This is a genomic window from Aedoeadaptatus urinae (assembly GCF_900155585.1).
Taxonomy (GTDB): domain Bacteria; phylum Bacillota; class Clostridia; order Tissierellales; family Peptoniphilaceae; genus Aedoeadaptatus; species Aedoeadaptatus urinae.
Window position 1 is genome coordinate 1 of sequence record NZ_LT707415.1, and the last position, 20,244, is coordinate 20,244.

The 20,244-nt window shown below is 51.2% G+C and carries 16 protein-coding genes and 3 tRNA genes; 1 reads left to right on the forward strand and 18 read right to left on the reverse strand.

What is annotated here, in order from left to right; all coding sequences use genetic code 11:
• Positions 1-288: 288 nt before the first annotated feature.
• The 8 genes from BQ7397_RS00005 to pheS are packed head-to-tail and all read right to left on the reverse strand — an operon-like array spanning position 289 to position 13,435.
• Entirely contained in the window at positions 289-1,389 is a 1,101-nt protein-coding gene (locus BQ7397_RS00005) for a tetratricopeptide repeat protein (RefSeq protein ID WP_077074159.1), read from the reverse strand.
• Positions 1,379-3,034 (reverse strand): B12-binding domain-containing radical SAM protein, encoded by a 1,656-nt coding sequence (locus BQ7397_RS00010; RefSeq protein WP_077074160.1) that lies wholly within the window; start codon positions 3,032-3,034, stop codon positions 1,379-1,381. The genes BQ7397_RS00005 and BQ7397_RS00010 overlap by 11 nt, the downstream gene beginning before the upstream one ends.
• Before the next feature lie 36 nt (positions 3,035-3,070).
• Entirely contained in the window at positions 3,071-4,780 is a 1,710-nt protein-coding gene (argS, locus tag BQ7397_RS00015) for an arginine--tRNA ligase (RefSeq protein WP_077074161.1), read from the reverse strand.
• An 8-nt stretch (positions 4,781-4,788) separates the two neighbouring features.
• The gene (locus tag BQ7397_RS00020) at positions 4,789-7,164 is read right to left on the reverse strand and encodes an endonuclease MutS2 (RefSeq protein ID WP_077074162.1); all 2,376 of its coding nucleotides are present in this window, start codon (positions 7,162-7,164) and stop codon (positions 4,789-4,791) included.
• A 13-nt stretch (positions 7,165-7,177) separates the two neighbouring features.
• On the reverse strand, positions 7,178-9,448 hold the full coding sequence (locus BQ7397_RS00025; protein ID WP_077074163.1) for a peptidase U32 family protein: 2,271 nt from the start codon (positions 9,446-9,448) through the stop codon (positions 7,178-7,180).
• A complete protein-coding gene (locus BQ7397_RS00030; protein ID WP_077074164.1) occupies positions 9,435-9,992 on the reverse strand; it encodes a hypothetical protein in 558 nt (185 codons plus the stop codon). The genes BQ7397_RS00025 and BQ7397_RS00030 overlap by 14 nt, the downstream gene beginning before the upstream one ends.
• 13 nt (positions 9,993-10,005) lie before the next feature.
• Positions 10,006-12,399, reverse strand: a complete 2,394-nt coding sequence (gene pheT / locus BQ7397_RS00035; RefSeq protein ID WP_077074165.1) for a phenylalanine--tRNA ligase subunit beta — start codon at positions 12,397-12,399, stop codon at positions 10,006-10,008.
• 13 nt (positions 12,400-12,412) lie between these two features.
• A complete protein-coding gene (pheS, locus tag BQ7397_RS00040; RefSeq protein ID WP_077074166.1) occupies positions 12,413-13,435 on the reverse strand; it encodes a phenylalanine--tRNA ligase subunit alpha in 1,023 nt (340 codons plus the stop codon).
• 150 nt (positions 13,436-13,585) lie between these two features.
• Between pheS and BQ7397_RS00045 the strand changes: the two genes are divergently transcribed.
• Positions 13,586-13,659: transfer RNA gene (locus BQ7397_RS00045), tRNA-Cys, on the forward strand.
• A gap of 128 nt (positions 13,660-13,787) precedes the next feature.
• On the opposite strand, the gene BQ7397_RS00050 is transcribed toward BQ7397_RS00045, so the two are convergent.
• The 10 genes from BQ7397_RS00050 to BQ7397_RS00095 form a co-directional block, all read right to left on the reverse strand.
• Positions 13,788-15,113 carry an O-antigen ligase family protein gene (locus BQ7397_RS00050; protein ID WP_159435145.1) on the reverse strand — a complete coding sequence of 442 codons (1,326 nt, stop codon included), beginning with the start codon at positions 15,111-15,113 and terminating at the stop codon, positions 13,788-13,790.
• Positions 15,114-15,173: 60 nt separating this feature from the next.
• Complete coding sequence (locus BQ7397_RS00055) at positions 15,174-15,650, reverse strand: DUF4330 family protein (protein ID WP_077074168.1); 477 nt, start codon at positions 15,648-15,650, stop codon at positions 15,174-15,176.
• Positions 15,640-16,113 (reverse strand): DUF4330 family protein, encoded by a 474-nt coding sequence (locus BQ7397_RS00060; RefSeq protein WP_077074169.1) that lies wholly within the window; start codon positions 16,111-16,113, stop codon positions 15,640-15,642. The genes BQ7397_RS00055 and BQ7397_RS00060 overlap by 11 nt, the downstream gene beginning before the upstream one ends.
• Complete coding sequence (locus BQ7397_RS00065) at positions 16,094-17,188, reverse strand: glycosyltransferase (protein WP_083703322.1); 1,095 nt, start codon at positions 17,186-17,188, stop codon at positions 16,094-16,096. The genes BQ7397_RS00060 and BQ7397_RS00065 overlap by 20 nt, the downstream gene beginning before the upstream one ends.
• A 135-nt stretch (positions 17,189-17,323) precedes the next feature.
• Complete coding sequence (locus tag BQ7397_RS00070) at positions 17,324-17,587, reverse strand: glycine zipper domain-containing protein (protein ID WP_077074171.1); 264 nt, start codon at positions 17,585-17,587, stop codon at positions 17,324-17,326.
• 56 nt (positions 17,588-17,643) lie between these two features.
• A tRNA-Gly gene (locus tag BQ7397_RS00075) sits at positions 17,644-17,718 on the reverse strand.
• 3 nt (positions 17,719-17,721) lie between these two features.
• Positions 17,722-17,797 (reverse strand) — tRNA-Phe (locus BQ7397_RS00080).
• A gap of 89 nt (positions 17,798-17,886) precedes the next feature.
• Entirely contained in the window at positions 17,887-18,777 is an 891-nt protein-coding gene (hslO, locus tag BQ7397_RS00085; RefSeq protein ID WP_077074172.1) for an Hsp33 family molecular chaperone HslO, read from the reverse strand.
• A gap of 9 nt (positions 18,778-18,786) precedes the next feature.
• Positions 18,787-19,515 carry a class I SAM-dependent DNA methyltransferase gene (locus BQ7397_RS00090; RefSeq protein ID WP_077074173.1) on the reverse strand — a complete coding sequence of 243 codons (729 nt, stop codon included), beginning with the start codon at positions 19,513-19,515 and terminating at the stop codon, positions 18,787-18,789.
• Complete coding sequence (locus BQ7397_RS00095) at positions 19,508-20,239, reverse strand: SIR2 family NAD-dependent protein deacylase (protein WP_077074174.1); 732 nt, start codon at positions 20,237-20,239, stop codon at positions 19,508-19,510. The genes BQ7397_RS00090 and BQ7397_RS00095 overlap by 8 nt, the downstream gene beginning before the upstream one ends.
• Positions 20,240-20,244 lie beyond the last annotated feature (5 nt).

Sequence of the window (20,244 nt, forward strand, 5' to 3'; positions counted from 1 at the left end):
CTCTTATACCATTTAATTAACTTGGTTCAGTGCTGTCTCTTTCGAAACAGCTTATTTAGTATATCTCGCAGGCCATGCTTTGTCAAGAACTTTTTAATACTTTGTAAAAATTCTTTCCGCACGCCTCACGCGATAACTTTTTGATTTTACCATTTGAGGCAGAATTTTGTCAACCCGTTTTTAAAGATTGTTTCCTTATAAAACAGGGCCCGATTTAGTGGGCAAGTAATATTATACGCACTGAGTTATTTCTTGTCAATATGAATTTTACGTCAATTTATTCGGTCGTTAACTCACTTTTACGATCTCTTTCGTCTGTTCGATCAGACTCCACAGATCCGGATCCGATGCCAGACGATAGGCCCGCTCAAAGTCGTCTAGTGCTTCCGCAAATTTTCCCGCCCTGTAGTTGAGTATCCCGCGATTCATATAGGCCGTTCGATTGTCTTTTTCTCTTTCAATGACTTCCGCGAGTATTTCCACGGCCTCTCTTTCTTTGCCGACGGCAGCGAGGGCGATGGCCAGGTCGTTTTCGATCTCACCGTCTTCACCGCAGGACGCCGCCTCTTCCAAAAAGCGGATGGCGTTTTCCATGTCCTTCATGCCGTAATAGGCCATGCCTAATATATGGGCGCAGGTGGCGGGCTCCGTATGGCGGGAGTCGATGGACTGAATGGCTTCGATGGCTTCTTCATATTTTCCGTAGTGGAGATAGGTTTTTGCCCCGTCGATAGCCGCCGGCTCTTGTAATCGCTCCAATGCGCGGCGCAGTTGATCCTTTAATAGATCGTCTTCCGCCAAGTTCAGCGCCTTTTCGCTATAAAATTTCGCTTTAATATACATGGCCTGGGCTTCGTAAATGCGACTCAATGCGGCATAGGCTTCGGCGCAATTTTCATCTTCTTCTATTATAGCCTCATAGCGGTCGGTGATTTCTTTTAAAAGGTCGGAGAGGTCCGAGTCTTCGCTCCAATTTTGATTATAAATGCCCTCCATTGCGGCGGTGGTTTCCAGGCGATCCTCCACGCTTCCCCGTATTCTTTCCTTTGCCCGAGTCATGAGATAGATTTCTTCCGCTCCGTTTCGCTGAAATGCCGAGGCTATTTGCCCGTCGATGGCTTTCAGTGCATCGTCGGCATTTTCCTTTAGAAATTTCAAATAGGCGTCGGCATAGGGAAATTCTTCGTCCAAGGCCACGACGATACACATGGCGGTGAAGATATGGCGATAGTCCATGATGCCGTCTTCATCCTGTGTCTTGATCTCCTCGATTAAATGCTTTTGCAATATGGGAAGGGGAGCGCCACCTAAAATATGTTTTTTGCCGGGCATTTGCTCGAGAAAGCCGATGGCGTCGTACCATTCGCTTAAATATTTTTTACTGTCCATGGTCCTTCCTTTCGTCCATATGGTTTTTGTATTTTCCTTTTTCGTAATAGATGTAGCGCCTCGTGGCGCCTAAGGTGATACCCCGCACCTGTTTCGACGCTTTCAGGGGATCGTCCGCGGGCACGAAGTCCGGATGGCTTTTTAAAAAGTCCACCACGGCTTGGCGGCCCAGCTCGGGATCGTCTACGGGCAAGATGCCGCCGATGTATTTGTTTTCCGCAAAGTAAAAATCTTCTTTGAGGGCAAGGTACATGGCCTCATCCATCCAATGCTTCTCTTTTAAGAAGCGATAGAGGAAGAGGTGCTTGCCCTGCCGATTTTTTATAGGCTGCTCGTGAATATTTTCCATAAGGGAGACGGCCATACCCATGTAGAAATCCGATGGCTTTACACCCCGCCGCTTCAGCTCGTCTCTTACGGCGAGAAAGGCATCTTCGTCATAATAATTTTCCACGACGGTGGCGAAGTTTTTTAACAGCAGCACCTCTTCCCCGTTGAGGACATCGGTGCGAATGACCTCATAGGGGGGCTCGTCGTCGTAGATGATGCGAAATTCCTCGGCCCGCCGGCGCAGCTCCGTCCCTCGCAGCAGCTTCAAAAACCCGATTTGAATCTTTTTCGCGCGAAGAGGCACCACCCGATCGAAGCCCGTAAGAAAGCTTTCCATGTCTTCTCCGGGAAGACCCACGATTAAGTCCACGTGGATATGCACCTTATCCCGGTCGATAAGGTCCATGGCTTTCTTCATCTTCTCGAGATTCGTGCTTCGATGAATGCGGCGGTTCACCTCGGGATTCACCGACTGGATCCCCGCTTCGATTTGAAAGAGCCCTGCCGGCGCCTCGTTAATGACTCCCGCTACATCCGGTGTCATGTGCTCCAGATTCATTTCGAAGTGAATGCACATGTCCTTCGGCGCTTCGTCGATAAAAAAGCGCAGGATTTCTTTGGTGCGCTCGGGGCGAATGTGAAAGCTACGGTCCACAAATTTCACCAGCTGCGTGCCCGTATTAAAAATCCGCCTCATCTGCTCTTTGATTTCATCCACGCTGCGGTAGCGCACGTCGTCGTCTTGAGAAGACAAGCAGTAGCTACAGTGGTAAGGGCAGCCCCGCATGGACTCGTAATAGACGATGCGGTGGTCTAGGGCTTCCTCGTCGTAACCGGCGGGCAGTTCGCTAATGGCAAAGGTATCTTTCAAAGGCACGGAAAAAATCTCCCCGTCCCTTCGATAGACCAGACCCGGCACCTGTTTCCGGTCCGCCTCCCCTTCCAAACAGGCGAGAAAATCGTCGAAGCTCCTCTCCCCTTCGCCTCGCAAAATGCCGTCGATCCAGGGCTCCGCTTCCATGCGCTCGGCGCTGTCGTAGGTGGCCTCCGGACCGCCGACATATTGCTTTATAAGAGGAAAGGCCTTTCGTATATAGCGACCCAGCATTTGTATCTGCGACCAATTCCATATATAGGCGGAATAGAGAATGGCATCGGGCCTTTCCCTCAGGATTTTTTGCAGCATGACATCTCTCGATTCGTTGATGGTCATTTCCAGAAGAGCCACGGGGCGTTTCGTCGATGCGCGTAGCAGGCGCACGGCCAAATTCGTATGGACGTAGCTGGCGTTGAGGGCGACCAGTAAAGCTTTCATACTTCCTCCATAAAAAAAGAGGCTTTCGCCTCTCTCTTACATTTTGTCCGGGGCTTCGATACCCAAAAGATCTAAGCCGATACGGATCATATTTTTGACGCCGTAAACCAAAAGCAGGCGAGCCTGTTTCAGTGCTTCGTCGTCGACGAGAATGGGCGTATTGGTGTAGTACTTGTTAAATGTCTTCGCGCAGTCGGTGATGTAACGAGTCACGAAATAGGGCTCGTACTTTTCGTGGCTGTCGACGATCACTTGATTGAAGCCGTAAAGCTTTTGCAACAGCTCTTTTTCTTCTTCCGATGAAAGCAGGGATGCATCCACTTTGTTTTTCGGATCGAAGCCGCCTTTTTCCAACAGAGAATTCATGCGTGCGTGAGTGTATTGCACATAAGGCCCGGTTTCGCCGTCGAAGCTTAAGGTGCGGTCCCAATCGAAGACGTAGTCTTTAATTCGTTGATTAAAGAGCTCTTGGAATTTCACGGCGCCGATGCCCACTTGACGGGCAAGCTCGTCGCGATTTTCCATTTTCATGCCACCGGTTTCTTCACGCTCTTTCAAAATGTCTTCCACCTTGTCCACGGCCCGGTTCAGTACGTCTTCCAGATAGACGACTTTGCCCTTACGCGTGGACAGAGTGCCTTCGGGCAAAGAAACCATGCCGAAGGGCACGTGGATGCAGTCGTCGGCCCAATCGTAGCCCATTTCCTTTAAAATGGCCTTTAATTGTTGGAAGTGGAGATTTTGCTGACTGCCTACGACGTAGATGTTTTTGTAGAAATCGTAGTGCTCTTTTCTGAAAATCGCCGTGGCAATGTCCCGCGTCAGGTAGATGGTGGAGCCGTCGCTTTTAATAATAATAGAGGGCGGCAAATTGTACTTGTCCAAGTTAATGATCTGTGCTCCTTGGTCTTCCACCAACAGGCCCTTCGCCTTGATTTCATCCACGGCCTTGACCATTAAGTCGGAGTAATAGGATTCGCCGCGGTAGGAATCGAAGTCCACGTCCAGCATGTCGTAGACCCGCTTAAATTCTTCCAAGCTTAAATCGCGGAACCATTGCCAAAGGGAAACGGCCTCTTCGTCGCCGCTTTCCAGCTTTCTGAACCACTCTCTGGAATTGTCCAAAAGCTCCTTGTCCTCTTCCGCCTCTTTGTTGATGCGCACATAGAGCTTTACCAGCTCGGGAATGGGGTTTTTCTCGATGACTTCGTCGTCGCCCCAGCGCTTGTAGGCCTCGATCATCATGCCGAATTGGGTGCCGTAATCACCTAAGTGGTTAATGGCCTCTACCTTATATCCCAAGTGCTTGTAAATGCGCTTAATGGAGTCGCCGATAATGGTGGTGCGAATATGGCCGATGTGAAAGGGCTTGGCAATGTTGGGCGAGGAATATTCCACGATGACGGTCTTGCCTTCGCCTAAATTCGACGCGCCGAAGCGGTCGCCCTCTTCCACCACGGCCTTCAGCACGTGATCGGCCAGGGTCTTCGTGTCGATGAAAAAGTTCAGATAAGGACCGGCGACGACGATGTCGGCAATGCCTTCCATGCCTTCCAGCTTTTCCTTCAGCTCTTGGGCGATAATGGCAGGATTTTTCCGCATGGTCTTTGCCAAAGTAAAGGTGGGGAAGGCGTAGTCCCCCATTTTTCTCTCCGGCGGCGTTTCAATTTTGAATAGTAAATCTTTTTTATCCAGCCCCGTTTCCCGAGCCAGGCCCTCTGCTATTTGTTCTTTAAAATCGATCATAGTCTCTCCTATCTTAAGTATGCAATGGTCACGCCACTGCCGCCTTCTGCCGGCTCGGCATCTTCCTGCTTTTTAACCGACGGGTGATGGCGCAGGTATTCCTTTACTTTCTTGCGCAGCGTCCCCGTGCCTTTTCCGTGAATAATACGTATGCGGTCCAAGGACGCCAGGTAGCCGTCGTCCAAGGCTTTTTCCAAAACGGGCTCCGCCTCTTCGAAGGTCTTGCCCCGAATGTCGATTTCCGTTTTGGCGTGCTTCTGTTTCTTTTGGCGCACCTTCGACGCGTTGACCTTTTTCTCCGTGGTGGCCGCCGGCTCGCTTCGAATCAAGGACTCGGCGGATAAGGTCATTTTCATAAGCCCCGCCTGCACCAGCACCTCGCCCTTGGAATCGGGTCCTTCCAGCACCGTGGCGGATACGCCCAAAGATTCCGCAAAAACTTCGTCCCCCGGCTTCAACGCCTTGGCGGGCTTTGCCGCCCGCTTAAGGACGATGCCTTCGTCCTTATCGCGATATTTGTCTCGCCCTTCCCGCAAAAGATCCTGTGCCTGTTGCAAGGTTTGGGCGTCTTCCTTGCGCAGCTGTTCGCGAATGTCGCGAATTTCGGACACGGCGAGATCCGCATCTTCCTTGGCGGATTTTACGATGCGCCGCGCCTCGTCCCTCGCCTTTTGCAAAATTTGATCCTTCTCGGAATTTAAGCGAGCCGCCGATTTTTTTGCCTCGGCCATCTCCCGTCGGTACTCGCCGGTTAATTGGACCAGCTCCGCCTCTCGCTTTTCCAATCGGCTTCGCTCGGCCTCTAAAGTCGAAAGGACGTCTTCAAAGGCGATGTCTTCGCTTTCTAAAAATTCCTCGGCGCCGTCTAAAATTTCCTTCGGCAAACCGAGGCGGGAAGAAATTTCAAAGGCGTTGCTCTTGCCGGGCACGCCGACGTGCAGCCGATAGGTCGGCGTCAAGGTTTCCACGTCAAATTCCATGGAGGCGTTTTGCACGCCCTCCCGCGTCAAGGCGTAAAGCTTGAGCTGAGTGTAGTGGGTAGTGGCCATAAAGCTCACGCCCCTGGCCATAAGGTGCTCGATGATGCTGACGGCCAAGGCCGCCCCTTCCGTTGGGTCGGTGCCGGCGCCCAGCTCGTCGAAGAGCACCAGACTGTTTTCGTTTACGGCCTTTAAAATGTCCACGATGTGAACCATGTGGCCGCTGAAGGTGGACAGGGATTGCTCGATGCTCTGCTCGTCGCCGATGTCGGCATAGACGCCGTCATAGACGCCGATGACCGTGCCGAGATCCGCCGGAATGTGCAGACCGCACTGGGTCATCAGCACCATAAGGCCCAGGGTCTTCAGGCTCACGGTCTTGCCCCCCGTATTAGGGCCGGTAATGATGAGCCCCCGATTCTCGCCGCCCAGCTCCAAGCTTAAGGGAACCACCTTGTGGCGGTCGATAAGGGGATGACGGGCGTTAATGAGCTTCGTCTCCCGCGCCTTTGAAAGCTTGGGGCGAACGGCGTTTTGATCCGACGCCAGCTTTGCCTTGGCGAAAATAAAATCCAGTTGGCCGAAGAGCCGCTCGTTTTCCGCAAAGGCTTCGGGGTACTGCCCCACTTCCTCGGAAAGCTCCTGCAGAATTCGCTGAATCTCTTCCCGCTCCTCCAGTTCCAGCTGACGAATGTCGTTGTTGGCTTCCACGATGGCCATGGGCTCGATATAAACCGTTTGGCCCGAGGCGCTCATGTCGTGGACCAGACCCTTGACCTTGTTTCTGGCGTCGTGGCGTACGGGCACCACGTAGCGGCCTTCCCGCATGGTGACGATGGAATCCTGCAGAGATTCCTGCAGGTCCTTGGCATTTAATATGGACTGCAGCTTGTCCCGTACTTGATCTTTTTTTCGCGCCAAATTGCGCCGTATGCTTTTCAGCGCCGGCGAGGCGTCGTCGTAAATGGAATCCTCCGATTCGATGGTGGCTTCGATGCGCTCACGCAAGTCCCCTTGAGTCCAAAGGGCCGATACCATGGCGCGAATGGAGGGATAGGGGTCTTCCACAGACTCGTCTACATCGGTCATGTACTTGCGCATGCGGGAGACGCCGCGCAAAGAATCGCCGATTTCCAAAAGCTCGCTGATGTGAAGCACGCCGCCGCGAGAAGCGTAGTGGGCGCTTTTCGCCACGGGACGGGCGCCGGATAAGGGCGGCGCCGAACGCTCCACCAACAGGCGAAAGGCCTCTTGGGTCTCCTGCTGCCATTGTTCGATGACGTCGGGATCGGCGGAAAAGGCCATGGATTCACAGCGCGCTTTGCCGATGCTCGACGTCGTCAAATTCTTTATTTGGTCCACGATGTCGTGAAATTCAAGAATGGCTTCGATTTTTGGCGCCATGTCTCCTCCTTTTCTAAATAATACCTCGATTGTAATGACCCCGAGTGAAATTGGTCACCGCCGGCTTCTTAATGGCTTTCCCTTCGATGACCCGATGGGCCTCCGCAATAATTTTATTTAAGTCTTCGCCGATGCGTCCGCGAATTTTTAAGGCCGCGGGCTTCATGGCCATAATGGCCTTCGCCCTGTCTCCCAGGTAAATGGGGACGCTGTTATAGATCTCCGTCATGTCGCCGACGCGGCGGAAGGGGAAGGTGGCGTTGCGCTCGTCCCTCAGCCGATAATTTTTTCTGAAGGCGCAGCTGTCGCACCTCCTATCCACGCCGCAGCCCTTCACCAAACTCATGGGGCAGTGGCGCATGGTCATGGAGCGGGGATAACCGTAGTAAAGGATTTCGCCGCAGGTGCCGAAGCGTCGGTAGAGGGCTTCCAACTGCTGCCTCTTGCACTCGAAGGAGGGAATAATGCTCTCGGCCTCTTTGAAGTGGCGGAAGCTGTAAGCGTTAAAGATATTGAGCCCTTCACCCGCCACGGCGCGGCCGGAAACTTTTTCGAACTGGCCTAAGCTTTGAACGATGCCACCGTGGAAAAAGTTTTTTACTTTTTCGTAGCCCGCCGGCGTTTCGTAGGGAAAGCTGTAGTATACCGGCACGCCCACGCCCTTTAAAAAGTCCATGGCCTCCGGCGAGGGCAGGAAATATAATTCCAGCCGATCGAGGAGCTCGTAGGGCAAATCGTAAATGGCCTCTTCCTCCGAGATCTCTACTGTGAGCAGGGTTTTCTCCGGATTCTTCTTTATAAAGTTTTCGGCGAAAGTAAATGTCGGGCGCTCCCGTCCTTCATTTTTTTCGTAGCTTGCAAGGGCCCGCCGGCGAAGATCGTTGACCGTGGAGATGGGGAGAAAGACGTCGTCGTCCATATCCAGTGTCACCTTGTTCAGGGCATAGACGGAACCGTCGAATTTTCCGAGATTTTCCCGAATGCGCTCCTTGTTTGCCTTCGCCTTTTGCGCCCGCTCCAGGGCAACATCTCCCAGGGCTTCAGCGCGGTGGTCGCCGGATAAGGTGAAGCGTGGCACCTCGCCGATATGGGCGTAAAAATGGCCGTCCACATTTTGCGTGCCCGCAATCTCTTCCGCTTTCTTCCCCGCCGCTTCGTTAAGCTTCACGGAAGAGAGACGAAGAATCGTGGTCCCTACGTCCGGCTCAAAGGGGAGCTTTATAATATGTTCCGCCTTGCCGGCGAAGGTGTGCCGCTTCTTTTCGCCGTCCACGGTAAATTCCAAGAGGTCCCCCTCGTCGGGTACCGTCTTCCAGTCCACATGGGTACCTCGGACGGGATCGTTGGCCGCCACGACGCCGATCTTTACGCCGCGGTGATTGGGACGTGTCTCGGTGATAAAGGCGTTGCCGAAATCGCCGAAGCCCACGCCCTTGGTGTAAGAGCGGTTAAACATTTGGGCCATGTCTTCCACGCGAAAGTCTTCGCCGCCCAAGGCCTTGTTGTAATTAGAGGTGACCACCGCCACGTATTCCGGACTTTTCATGCGCCCTTCCAATTTGAAGGAATAGACGCCGGCTTCCGCCAAGCGGTCCACGAATTCGATGGTGTTTAAATCCCTGGGGCTGATGATATATCCCTTGTCGTAAACGGTATGTCCCGCCTCGTCCTCGATGGTGTACTGCTTTCTGCAGGGCTGGGCGCAGTTGCCGCGATTGCCGCTTCGCCCGCCGATATAAGAGCTCATTTCGCATTGGCCGCTGATGGAGACGCAGAGGGCGCCGTGACAAAAGGCTTCGATGTCGAGATCCGTGCCTTCTTTAATGCGGCGAATTTCGTCGAGGGAGATTTCTCTTCCCACCACCACGCGGCTAAAGCCCATCTTTTCCAAATAACGGGCGCCCTCCAGATCCATGACGCTCATCTGGGTGGAGGCGTGGAGTTCGAAATCGGGCAAATACTTCGCTACCAATTCCGCAAAGCCGATGTCCTGCACGATCAAAGCATCCACGCCTATTTCGTAAAGCTCCGCCGCGTAATCCAAGGCCCGCTCGCACTCTTCGTCGGAAAGCAAAATGTTTAATGTGACGAAGACGCGCTTGCCCCTGACATGGGCATAGGAGACAGCTTTCGCCATCTCCTCTGCCGTGAAATTCTGTGCACTTGCCCTGGCGGAAAATTCCTTCCCGCCTAAATATACGGCGTCGGCGCCGCTGTTAATGGCCGCGTAAAAAGACGCCATGCCTCCCGCCGGTGCCAAGAGCTCTACATTATTCCTGTTCATGGTCACCGCGCAGGACGTAAATTTCCTTATTCAAATCCACGAGACGCATTTGCGTTTCGTAATTCTTTTCTTCCAGCTCGCGAATCTTATCGTCCTTTTCTTTCAGATGTTCTTCGGAACCGGCTTTTTCTTCGACCAAGGCGGCATTTTCCCGCTCCAGCTTTTTCTTTTCGTCGTCCAGCTCTTTCAGGCGAGATTCCAATTCCTCGAGGCGATTATCCTTCGCCGTCAAAGCATCGTTCGCTTCCTTCAGGCGTTTGTTCAGCGCGTCGATTTCTTCAAGCTTTTCCTTCACGCCTTGGGCATCTCCCGCCAAAGCATCGGCCGCCTCTTGGGCCCGAGCTTCCTTATTCTTTTCATCCAGAGCATTTAAAAGACTTAAAATATAAACCTGTACGTCGTTTAAGCGATAGTTGTGGCTTTCCACATCCCGAATGCGCTCATTGGCCTCATCGGCCAAGGACTTGACGTAAGCGTCGTCGTCTTCTCCGATAACATGAAAGGTCATGCCTGCAATTTCAACCTGTACGCGCGTCTTTGTCATCTCACACCTCTTATTAAGATCGTAATTTGGCGTCAAACTTCTCTTCGATTCCTTCGATAATGCCGTCTACAATATGGGCGATTTCCGATTCCTTCAGCGTGCGTTCGGCGTGACGGAAGGCCAGCTTCAGTGCAATGCTCTTCTTGCCTTCTTCGATGCCCTTGCCGAAGTAGACGTCAAAGACAGCCACGGATTCGAGAAGTTCGCCGCCTTCTTTTTCCACATAGTCCAGCAAGTCCTGTGCCGGGAGCTGCTTGTCCACGATAAAGGCCAGGTCCCGCTCGATGGAGGGGAAGCGGGCGATGGGCTTGTAGGTAATAATGTCCTTCGCCATGGGCACGATTTTCGAGAAGTCCAACTCGGCCATGTAGACGGGCTGTTTCATGCCCAGGTCTGCTTGAGCCTTCGGGTGAATGCAGCCGAATCGACCGATGCATTCCTCTTCGATATAAACCTCCGCTTGGCGTCCCTTGTGGAACAGAGGGAAGTCTTGTACCTGCACGAAGCGCACCCCTTCGATACCTAAGCGTTTCAAAACGGTGGCCACGGTTTTTTTCAGGTAGTAGAAATCTTCTTCGCCGTAGAAACCGATGGCGAGCTTCATATATTCCTTGGGCAGGCCGTCGGCGTCTTTGTCCACAGAGAACACATTGCCGAATTCAAAACCATAAGCCGAGGGGTTTTTGTAGCTCATGTTCTTCACGAAAATATCCAACATATTGGGAAGAAGGGTGGTCCGCATAATGGAGTACTCTTCGCCCAAAGGATTGGAAATTTTTACCGCTTCTCTCAAGGGGTCGTCGGCCGCCAATTGAATCCGGTCGAAAGCAGAGGGACCCATGAAGGAATAAGTCATAAATTCGTCGAAGCCGGCTGCGAGAAGCACTTGTTCTGCGCTCTTTTGCACCCGGCGGAACAAGCTCTTGCCCCCGCGGGTCAAGGTGCCCTTTAAGGGTAGCGGCGTAATGTTGCCGAAGCCGTAAATCCGTCCCACTTCTTCCGCCAAGTCTTCCCAAATGTGCAAGTCGCCTCTGAAGGTGGGAATCTTTGCGTGTAGGTCGTCGCCGTCGAGGGTGGTGGGAATCAAGAGAGATTCTAAAATTTTTACCATGCCTTCTCCGGAAATATCCGTGCCTAAGAGGGCGTTAATACGGCTCACTTTGGCATCGACGGTCCAGGGCGTAACTTCCTTCGGGTAGTGATCGAAGCAGCCCTTGGCCACTTTTGCCGCGCCGATTTCCACGGCCAGTTCGCAGACGCGGTCCACGGCTTCCTTCGCCGTGTTGGGATCCAAGCCTTTTTCAAAGCGGGTGGAGGCTTCCGAGCGCAGGCTTTGGCGCTTGGAGGTCTTGCGAATGTGATCGGCTTCGAAATTGGCGCCTTCCAAAACGACGGTGGTCGTCTTTTCGTTGACGCCGGAAATGTCGCCGCCCATGACACCGGCGAGACCGATAATGCCGTCTCTGTCTGCGATGACGATGTCGTCTTCGCACAAGGTATGTTCGTTGCCGTCCAGGGTGTGCATCTTTTCTTTATCCTTCGCCATGCGCACGTGGATTTCCTTGCCGTTTAAGTGCTCCAGGTCGTAGGCGTGAAGGGGTTGGCCGAATTCCAACATGACGTAGTTGGTTAAGTCGACGATATTGTTAATGGGGCGCACGCCTGCGGCCATTAAGTCGTTTTGCATCCATTGGGGCGAAGGTTTGACCTCCACATCCGTGAGCATGCGCAAGTAAAAGCGCGACGCATTTTCCGTTTCCACATTGAGTCCGTTAAAGGCGTCTTTCATGGACACGTCGCTATCTTCCGTGACGGTGACACTCTGTTGTCTCAAGGTGCTGCCCGTGGAAGCCGCCGTTTCGATGGCCATACCGCGAACGCTTAAGCAGTCCGGGCGGTTCGGCGTGATTTCAAGCTCGATGACTTCCTTGTCCAGCTCCAACACCTTGGTGTAGTCGCTGCCCAAGGGGGTGTCTTCCGGCAAAATATGAATGCCGTCGCGAGCGTCCTTGGGAATGACGGAGGTGTCCAGGCCCACTTCTTCCAAGGAACACATCATGCCCTCGCTGGGAAGGCCGCGCATCTTCGTCTTTTTAATTTTCAATCCGCCGGCCAGCTTTGCGCCGTCTAAGGCCACGGGGACCACGGCCCCTTCAAAGACATTCTTAGCGGCGGTTAAAATTTGTTTCACTTCGCCGCCTACGTCGATTTGGCAAACCACTAATTTATCCGCATCGGGGTGGGGTTCGATTTTTAAAATTTTTCCAACGACCACGCCTTCCAGGCCCGCGCTGCGATCGATAATGGATTCCACGTGATTGCCCGTGGCGGTAATTTCGTCGCACATGCTCCGCGTGTCGCCGGAGAGTTCTACGTATTTTTCAAGCCATGATTTAGGTAAAAACATCCTTCAGCACCTCCTAGAATTGAGACAAGAAACGGTCGTCGTTTTCAAACATGAGGCGAATGTCCGTAATGCCGTATTTAACCATGGCGATACGGTCGATGCCCATACCGAATGCGAAGCCGCTGTAAACGTCCGGATCGATGCCGCAGTTTCTGAGGACGTTGGGGTGAACGACGCCGGCGCCCAATAGTTCCATGCTCCAGCCCGTGTGATTGCAGGCGGGGCAGCCTTCACCGTGGCAAACGAGGCAGGTGACGTCGACTTCCGTGGAAGGTTCCGTAAAGGGGAAGTTATGGGGACGGTATCTGATTTGCATATCGTCACCGAACATTTCCTTGACGAAGACATTTAATGTGTCGATTAAATTGGCCAGGCTCACGCCCTTATCTACGACCAAGCCTTCGAATTGATGGAACATAGGCGAGTGGGTGTCGTCCACGTCGTCGAAGCGGAAGACGCGGCCGCTGCTGACAATGCGAAGGGGCGCGCCGTATTCCTTCATGGCGCGGATTTGCATCGGCGATGTGTGGGTGCGAAGCAAGGTCTTGTCGTCGATGTAGAAGGTGTCGCTCTTATCGCGAGACGGGTGGTTCTTCGGCGAATTCAAGGCGTCGAAATTGTTTTCGACACTTTCGATTTCCGGACCGTCTACGACGGTAAAGCCCATTTCCACAAAGAGATCTTCCAATTCCTCCTTGGTCTTTAAGAGAGGATGGCGGTGACCGACGCGCAGTTTTCCCGCGTCCAAAGTCACGTCTAAGTATTCATCTTCCATGCGCGCTTCGTAGACGCTTTCTTTTAAGCTGACGATTTTTTCATCGAGCTTTGCCTGTACGGCTTCCCGCACCTCGTTGGCATAACTGCCGACGACGGGGCGTTCTTCTTTAGGCAATTTGCCCAGGCCTTTTAAAATTTGCGTCAACTCGCCTTTTTTGCCGAGATATTGCAAGCGAATTTTTTCCAATTCGTCGATGACCTTTGAGTCGTCGATGGCCGACATGGCGTCGGATTGTAATTTTTCAAGCAGCTCTTTCATAAGTACCCCCTTCGGTATGTGCTCTGATCTAATGGTTCATTATACCATAGAATATTGATCTATAAGGCTTTCCGAGGCAATTTCTGTAGTGAAAATATGAATCTTGCCTTAAATTAAAGTCTATGTTATAATCACATAGTCAACGCGTAAGGCGACATAGCCAAGTGGTAAGGCGCGGGTCTGCAACACCCTTATCCCCGGTTCAAGTCCGGGTGTCGCCTCCAAAACCGTCGAGAAATCTCGGCGGTTTTTTTATTGCGAATTTTAAGAAAATTCCTTTTTCCTTTTTAGCGAAGAAGATTTTGTTCGCTTTAATATAAATAACAGCCCGCAGCTATGCCGAGGGCTGTTTTTATTCAGCTTTATCTGATTGTGCTTTCACATTATTGAGATTCGATAAGATTCCCACGACGGCAAAAAACAAGACGACGATCCTGAAGTAGAACCAGGTATAATCCACAAAACTCATTAAAAAGAAGCCGGCGAGAGAAGCTATGCAGGCGATCTGCAGAATTTTTATCTTACCCTCTTTGCCGCTTTTGTTTTGCGCAAAACTCGAAAGCGCCTTTAAAACGATTTTTGCCACATAAGATAATAAAAAGATGACGGAAAACATGCCCGCCTCGATAGCGAGTTGTAAATATAAATTGTGGCTATGAGCGACGGTCGAAAGCTCATTCACCTTGTAGCTTTCGAAGACCTTCTGGAAGATGTCGCCGCCAAGTCCCACGCCGCCTACCCATTGGTAGTCCCCTTTCATCAACGACGCAGCCTCGTAAATCATGCGGCGGTATCCGAGGGAAGAGTCATTTTTGTTGAAGATCGACATGACCCGCACCTGAATGGTCTGTGGCATAAAGAAAAACGAAATCAACCCCATCATTAAAAAGATCGGCAACAACCGCGGTTTGTACAATGCGATAAACACCGCCATGGCGAAAGCAAAGGAGCCCCACGCCGAGCGGGAACCCGTCGCCAATAAGACGTACAACGAGAGCAGTAGTGTCATAGCCGCCAGTGCTTTTACGATTTTGGAATCGTGCACTAGGAAAAGTCCGCAAACCAAAGGCAGGACGAGAAGATAAAATTCGCCTAATATATTGGGGTTGCCAAGGGTGCTGTAAACTCGACCGCTTAATTCCTGGCTAATGCTGATATCCGTCTGGGATAGATTAACCGATACGCCGATGACGTGTTTTTGTAAGATCCCGTAAACGCTCACCATTAGCGCTGCAAAAGCTAAGGCGATCACCACTTTTGAAAGATCCTCCCAAGATCTAATCTGATTGATGAATACAGAAAATATAACGAAGACTGCACCGTATATTAACCCATAAGGGAGGCTAAGGGCGGGATGTATTGAAAATACCGTCGCGAGGACTATGGTGATCATAAATAAGACGAAGAAGTCTTCGAAAGGTCGCTTCGCATTATCTTCTCTGTTTATCAGTCCGAGAATCCAAAGGCCGAAGGCCATTAGGAGGAGATATATATTGGACCACAAACTGTCGGGGATCACGCTACATAACACGAGGCCCACGCCCATGACAAGGGGGATGTGTTTTGAAAGCAAGGCCAGAAGACTGAAAAGTAAACTATGGTTTGCAAGCCATTCCAAAAGCGTTTGAAGCTTGCTCTCTAAAAATCCGTAAAGAGTCGCCAACCCCTTTCGAATCATCGAGTCTTCCCAGGGATTGTATCCTAAATTACTTCTAAACCGTTGAATGATATGCTCCATTTAATCACCCGAGTATTGGATTTTAGAGAGTCTGATTTGATCCAGCATTACGATGCCGGCGCTGTAATCATTGGACTGACCTACAAAGTAATTGGTCTCGCCGATGAGAATGCCTTTTTCTGTCGGCGTACCTTTGGCTTTGATATGAATGGTCACTTTTTCGTAAAGATCCTTCTCCACAGAAAGCGTCTTGCCGTTAAAGGTAAAATCCTCGTCATCTAAAGGTTTCCTGTCTACCGATTCAATGGTACCCAGGGTGATGGACTGTTGAACATCCTTAAAGGGGGCGCCGACTTTTATCTTCTCGGCTATTTCTTTTTCCAAATAAGGGACGACAATCGTAAGCTCTGCTTCCCTCTCGCCTCCTTTTGTCGAAGTACGACCTTCCGCGATGTTTATTTTATTTGCAAAGAGAACGACCGATGCGATGCATGCAACGACGATGAGAACATCAAATAGTCTTATCTTATTTTTCATTTTCTACCTCGATGTTTTTTATTTTTCCGTGAACTTGCAAGTCTCCGACGGTAAAAGTCAGTTCTTCGCCGAGTAGGCACTTTGTGCCGTTGATATAGATTCCGTCGTCACCGAGTTTCGCCCGTGTGGCCACATTTATTCTGAGGGACTTAAAATTATTTCCTTCCCCTCGCCCGTCTTCTGTTCCTCTGTATTCCGACGACGGATTGTCGATAGGATTCCCTACGGAATAAGATGCCACGGTACCGATGGTGTTATTACGCCGCTTGTCGATACATACATCGCCTTCTTTAATGGCTTCCGTACTCACAGCTTCAATTTCATCAGCTTCGATGGTAATCACGCCGTTGCTCCCGTTTACGTCGCCTTGGTCCATCGTTTTTTGACGCACGATAATGACGAGGAAAGCTACAAGGAGAAGAATAAATAGAATATCTAACAGTTTAAGCTTTTTTGTTGCCATGAATTGCTCCTTCATATGTTTTTTCGATCTTTCTGATAATTGCCTCTCGATTGATTTCTTCAGTTACGATGCGCTCAGCATTGCTGACAAGCTTCTTTCGTAAATCGGGATCCTTCAAAATTGCCGACGCCTTTTCCGCTAAGGCACCCTTGTCGCCAAAGGGATAGGTTAGAGCGCTTTCGTTCTCCTCATTAAAATAATCCGACGCCCCGCAATTTTGCGTAATTAACAGTGGCGCCTTACATTGAGCAGCCTCTACGATGGAAAGGCCGAAAGCCTCTTCCCGGGAATGATTAACATAAAGATCAGCTGATTTCAAATAATCATAGGGCTTGGAATTGTAGCCCAGCATTATGATTTTATCTTCCAAATGGTATTTTTCGATTTTCTTTCGAGTTTCCTCTTCCAAACGGCCGTTACCTATAATGAGAGCCTTCACATTTTCCACTTCGTGAAAAAGAACCTCTAACGCGTCGATGAAAAATAGAGGTCCCTTTTCTTCCGATAATCTTCCCACAGAAAGAATCCACTTCTCCCCTTCGGGCTTCTCGACGATTTCGTCAGATTCAATAAGTGGAAAAGGCGGAGGAAGTGTAATGATCTTTTCAGGATGAACGCCTTCTTCAATAAGCTTTTCTCTGACGATGGAGCTGACGGCAAAAATAGAATGGTTTCTCGTAAAAAACAAACGGTTGAATACGGCCGCATTCTTATTGATCACCGACACCATATGCCGCGTATTGATAATCGGAGCCCTCATGCCTATAAGTGAACTTAAAAAAGCAATGCCGTTTTCACGCATAAAGTGCGTATGCACGACATCGACGTGATTTGCTTTGACGTAGTTTTTTATTTTAATGGCGGCCCTTAAATCTAAAGAGGAACTCATGGATACATGAGTGGCCATCATCCCGATTTCCTTAAATTCGCTCAGACCGTCTCCGTCGATATTATAGACGAGTTCATGGGTAATAGAAGGATTATTTGTATTGACGAGGTTCTTGATGTAACTTTCACTGCCGCCTCTGCCGACATAGTTTAAAATATGTAGAACTTTCATACCATCATCTTTCATCCTTCGTTACGCACTCGTTTTTACCTAATGTTTCAAAAATGATTTTAGCAATCGAGAAATCAAAAGTCAATTTTATTAAGCTTAGGTATCCGTTTCTGATAGGCTTCAGGTAATAAGCCATTATAGGCTAGAAATCTATTTATCTTTAACATTCATCCCGAAAATCATACCCAGCAACATACCGATGGAGGTTCCGATTGCCAAATTTTCCGCGCCAAAGGCGACTCCCACCGCCGTACCCAGGCCCATGCCGATGGCCATGCCCTCAGCTATATGATCCTCGGCTTTCTCTTCTTCACCCGTATCGCCTGAATGCTGCGATTTTTTTGCTCTATGAATCGCGTAAATGGCCAGTATGCAGACTAATATGAGCGGCAAAAGGATTCTGATGATTGTCATTGAGTAGTCTCCTCTTCATGTATTGGGCAACAAAAAAGCCCGGTATAAACCGAGCTTGGAGCGGAAGACGAGATTCGAACTCGCGACCCTCGCCTTGGCAAGGCGATGCTCTACCACTGAGCCACTTCCGCAAGTGGTGCCCAGAGCCGGAATCGAACCAGCGACACGCAGATTTTCAGTCTGCTGCTCTACCGACTGAGCTATCTGGGCAAGGTCGTCAGCGACAACCTTTTTCTATCTTACAGAAACTTAACGCATCTGTCAAGAATTTTTACCTGCGGTGTAAAAAATTACCTTCCCTACTCTGCCTCGTGAGCGGAGAGCATGGCCTCGAGCTCCGCCTCGTCGAAGTGATATCTGCGATTGCAGAAATGACAGGTGGCTTCGCAGCCGTGATCCTCTTTGATCATTTCCCGAATGTCGAAATCCGGCAGGGCGGCAATGGAATCCGCTACCTTCTCCTTGGAGCATTCGCAGACATAGGCGATGGGCGTCTCGCTTAATAGCTTCAATTCGTAACCGGGCAAGAGAGCGTGCAAAAGCCCCTTTGTATCCAGCCCCTGGTCCAACAGCTCAGTCACGGACTTGACGCCCTTCAATGTCTTTTCCAGGTGATCGATCTCGTCGCTGTCGGCGCCGGGCATAACTTCGATAATAAAGCCGCCGGCGTGTTTCACGCTTAAATCCTTGTCTACGGCGACCCCCAGACCCACTGCCGAGGGAATCTGTTCGGACTGATACAGATACTGTGCCACGTCTTCGCCGATTTCGCCGCTCACGAGGGCGACTTTTCCCGTGTAAGGCTCGCGCATGCCCAAGTCCATGGTGACGGTCAGGGTGCCGGGCAGGCCTACAAGGGCGCCGACGTCCAGCTTGCCGTCGCTTTCCCGGCTTGGAAGGTCCGCTTGCGGATGATCCACATAGCCTTTAATTTGGCCGTCGTTATGTCCGGTGACGACGATTCGTCCCAAGGGACCGGAACCATCCACGATCATGGTCATGGACTCGTCCTTGCCCTTTAATTTGTTCCGGATCAAGAGCCCGGCGATTAAGCTTCGGCCCAAAGCCGCCGTGGCCGTCGCCGAGGTTTGATGGGTGATGCGGGCGGTCTCCACTAAGGCTGTGGCCGTGGCCACGCTCACTTTGATCGTTCCCTTTTCATTTATTGCGCGAATACATGTATCGGTCATAAAACTCCTTTATTCATCGATTCCCGCGACGACACTGATTCGCTTCGATTGATCTGTCGCGGGAGAAAAGCTATAGCCGTCGTAGATGGCGAGCACCTTCATGCCCGCTTCCTTTAAGCATCGTCTCACGGTCTCTTCGTCGTAAACATATTCCTCGTGGACCTCGTCGAAGCGCTCGTAGGCCCCGTCCTCTCCTTCTAAAAAGGCGGTAATGGCGTAGCGATTTATCCGTCCGTCGAAGTGATTTTCCCAAGTTAAAAAGTAGCCCTCTTCGTCGCGAATTTCCTTCAGGTCGCCGTATTCCCGAAAACGGGCGGCGGTGTTTAAGTCGAAGAGGAAGCGCCCGTCGTCCTTTAAATGGGCACGAACCTGTTTAAAGCAGGCCAAAAGCTCCGCCTCGGCAGGCAAATAATTGAGCCCGTCGCAGAGACAGAGGATCAGGTCGAAGGAGTGGCTGAAGGAAAAATCCCTCAGATCCATCTTCGTCCACTTGGCACGAGGATTTTTATAGAGCCGCCGGTAGGCCTGCATCAGCATTTCCTCGGAGCGATCGAAGCCCGTGACGTTGCCGATGGACGTCAGTTTTTCCGCCAGCTTTCCCGTGCCCATGGCCATTTCCAAAATATCAAAGCGGTCCCCTTCGCCGGCTACTTCTTTTACCCAGCGAAAGGCCTCGTCGTAGTCGTAATTAGCCATGACGGCGTCATAGATCAGGCTGAAGGCCTCGTATTCATTCACTGAGTCGCTTCTCCAGTTCCGTTAAAATCGAGGAGGCCTCACCGTCGAATACCACATCCGCCATGTGATCGTAGGGCGTGGAGCCCTTGTTGATGATGATGAGATGCTCAACCATTCGCGGCAAATAAGCCACGGGCATGACCTTTAGGGAGCTGCCCACGACGATCATGGTGTCGGCTTTTTCCGTGGCCTTGATAGCGTCGTCGAAGGCTTGGGGCATGGCGTCGCCGAAGAGCACCACATTGGTTCGCATGGTGCCTCCGCATCTCGGGCATTTCGGCGGAATTTCTCCCGACTGCACCCGCTCGTCAAAGGCTTTGAAATCCTCGCGATAGCTACAGCGCTCACACCGCGCCGTGGAAGCGTCGCCGTGAACCTGAAGCACCCGCTTCGCTCCCGCCGCCTGATGAAGGTCGTCGATGTTTTGCGTAATGATTTCGTGAATAAAGCCCTCGTCCTGCATTTTCGCCAAGGCCACGTGACCGGGATTGGGCTTTTTGCCCTCCAGATCCTTTAAAATCGTGTAGCCCTCTCTGTAAAAGCGTTGGGGATCCCCTTCCAGCACGCCGACGGAGAGGGCGTCCTCCGGAACAAAATTGGTGTAGTAGCCCCGATCGCTTCTGAAATCGGGAATGCCGGATTCAGTCGAGATGCCGGCGCCGGTCAAGCAGACGGCGTAGTTTGCTTTTTTTAAAATTTCTGTCGCTTGTGTTAATTTATCCATCATCG

Bases quoted from the DNA above. Each gene is read 5' to 3' on its own strand.
- pheT (WP_077074165.1), bottom strand. From the start codon at position 12,399: ATGTTTTTACCTAAATCATGGCTTGAAAAATACGTAGAACTCTCCGGC.
- BQ7397_RS00020 (WP_077074162.1), bottom strand. From the start codon at position 7,164: ATGGCGCCAAAAATCGAAGCCATTCTTGAATTTCACGACATCGTGGAC.
- BQ7397_RS00070 (WP_077074171.1), bottom strand. From the start codon at position 17,587: ATGACAATCATCAGAATCCTTTTGCCGCTCATATTAGTCTGCATACTG.
- BQ7397_RS00050 (WP_159435145.1), bottom strand. From the start codon at position 15,113: ATGATTCGAAAGGGGTTGGCGACTCTTTACGGATTTTTAGAGAGCAAG.
- argS (WP_077074161.1), bottom strand. From the start codon at position 4,780: ATGATCGATTTTAAAGAACAAATAGCAGAGGGCCTGGCTCGGGAAACG.
- BQ7397_RS00065 (WP_083703322.1), bottom strand. From the start codon at position 17,188: ATGAAAGATGATGGTATGAAAGTTCTACATATTTTAAACTATGTCGGC.
- BQ7397_RS00095 (WP_077074174.1), bottom strand. From the start codon at position 20,239: ATGGATAAATTAACACAAGCGACAGAAATTTTAAAAAAAGCAAACTAC.
- BQ7397_RS00060 (WP_077074169.1), bottom strand. From the start codon at position 16,113: ATGGCAACAAAAAAGCTTAAACTGTTAGATATTCTATTTATTCTTCTC.
- BQ7397_RS00025 (WP_077074163.1), bottom strand. From the start codon at position 9,448: ATGAACAGGAATAATGTAGAGCTCTTGGCACCGGCGGGAGGCATGGCG.
- BQ7397_RS00030 (WP_077074164.1), bottom strand. From the start codon at position 9,992: ATGACAAAGACGCGCGTACAGGTTGAAATTGCAGGCATGACCTTTCAT.
- pheS (WP_077074166.1), bottom strand. From the start codon at position 13,435: ATGAAAGAGCTGCTTGAAAAATTACAATCCGACGCCATGTCGGCCATC.
- BQ7397_RS00005 (WP_077074159.1), bottom strand. From the start codon at position 1,389: ATGGACAGTAAAAAATATTTAAGCGAATGGTACGACGCCATCGGCTTT.
- BQ7397_RS00055 (WP_077074168.1), bottom strand. From the start codon at position 15,650: ATGAAAAATAAGATAAGACTATTTGATGTTCTCATCGTCGTTGCATGC.
- BQ7397_RS00010 (WP_077074160.1), bottom strand. From the start codon at position 3,034: ATGAAAGCTTTACTGGTCGCCCTCAACGCCAGCTACGTCCATACGAAT.
- hslO (WP_077074172.1), bottom strand. From the start codon at position 18,777: ATGACCGATACATGTATTCGCGCAATAAATGAAAAGGGAACGATCAAA.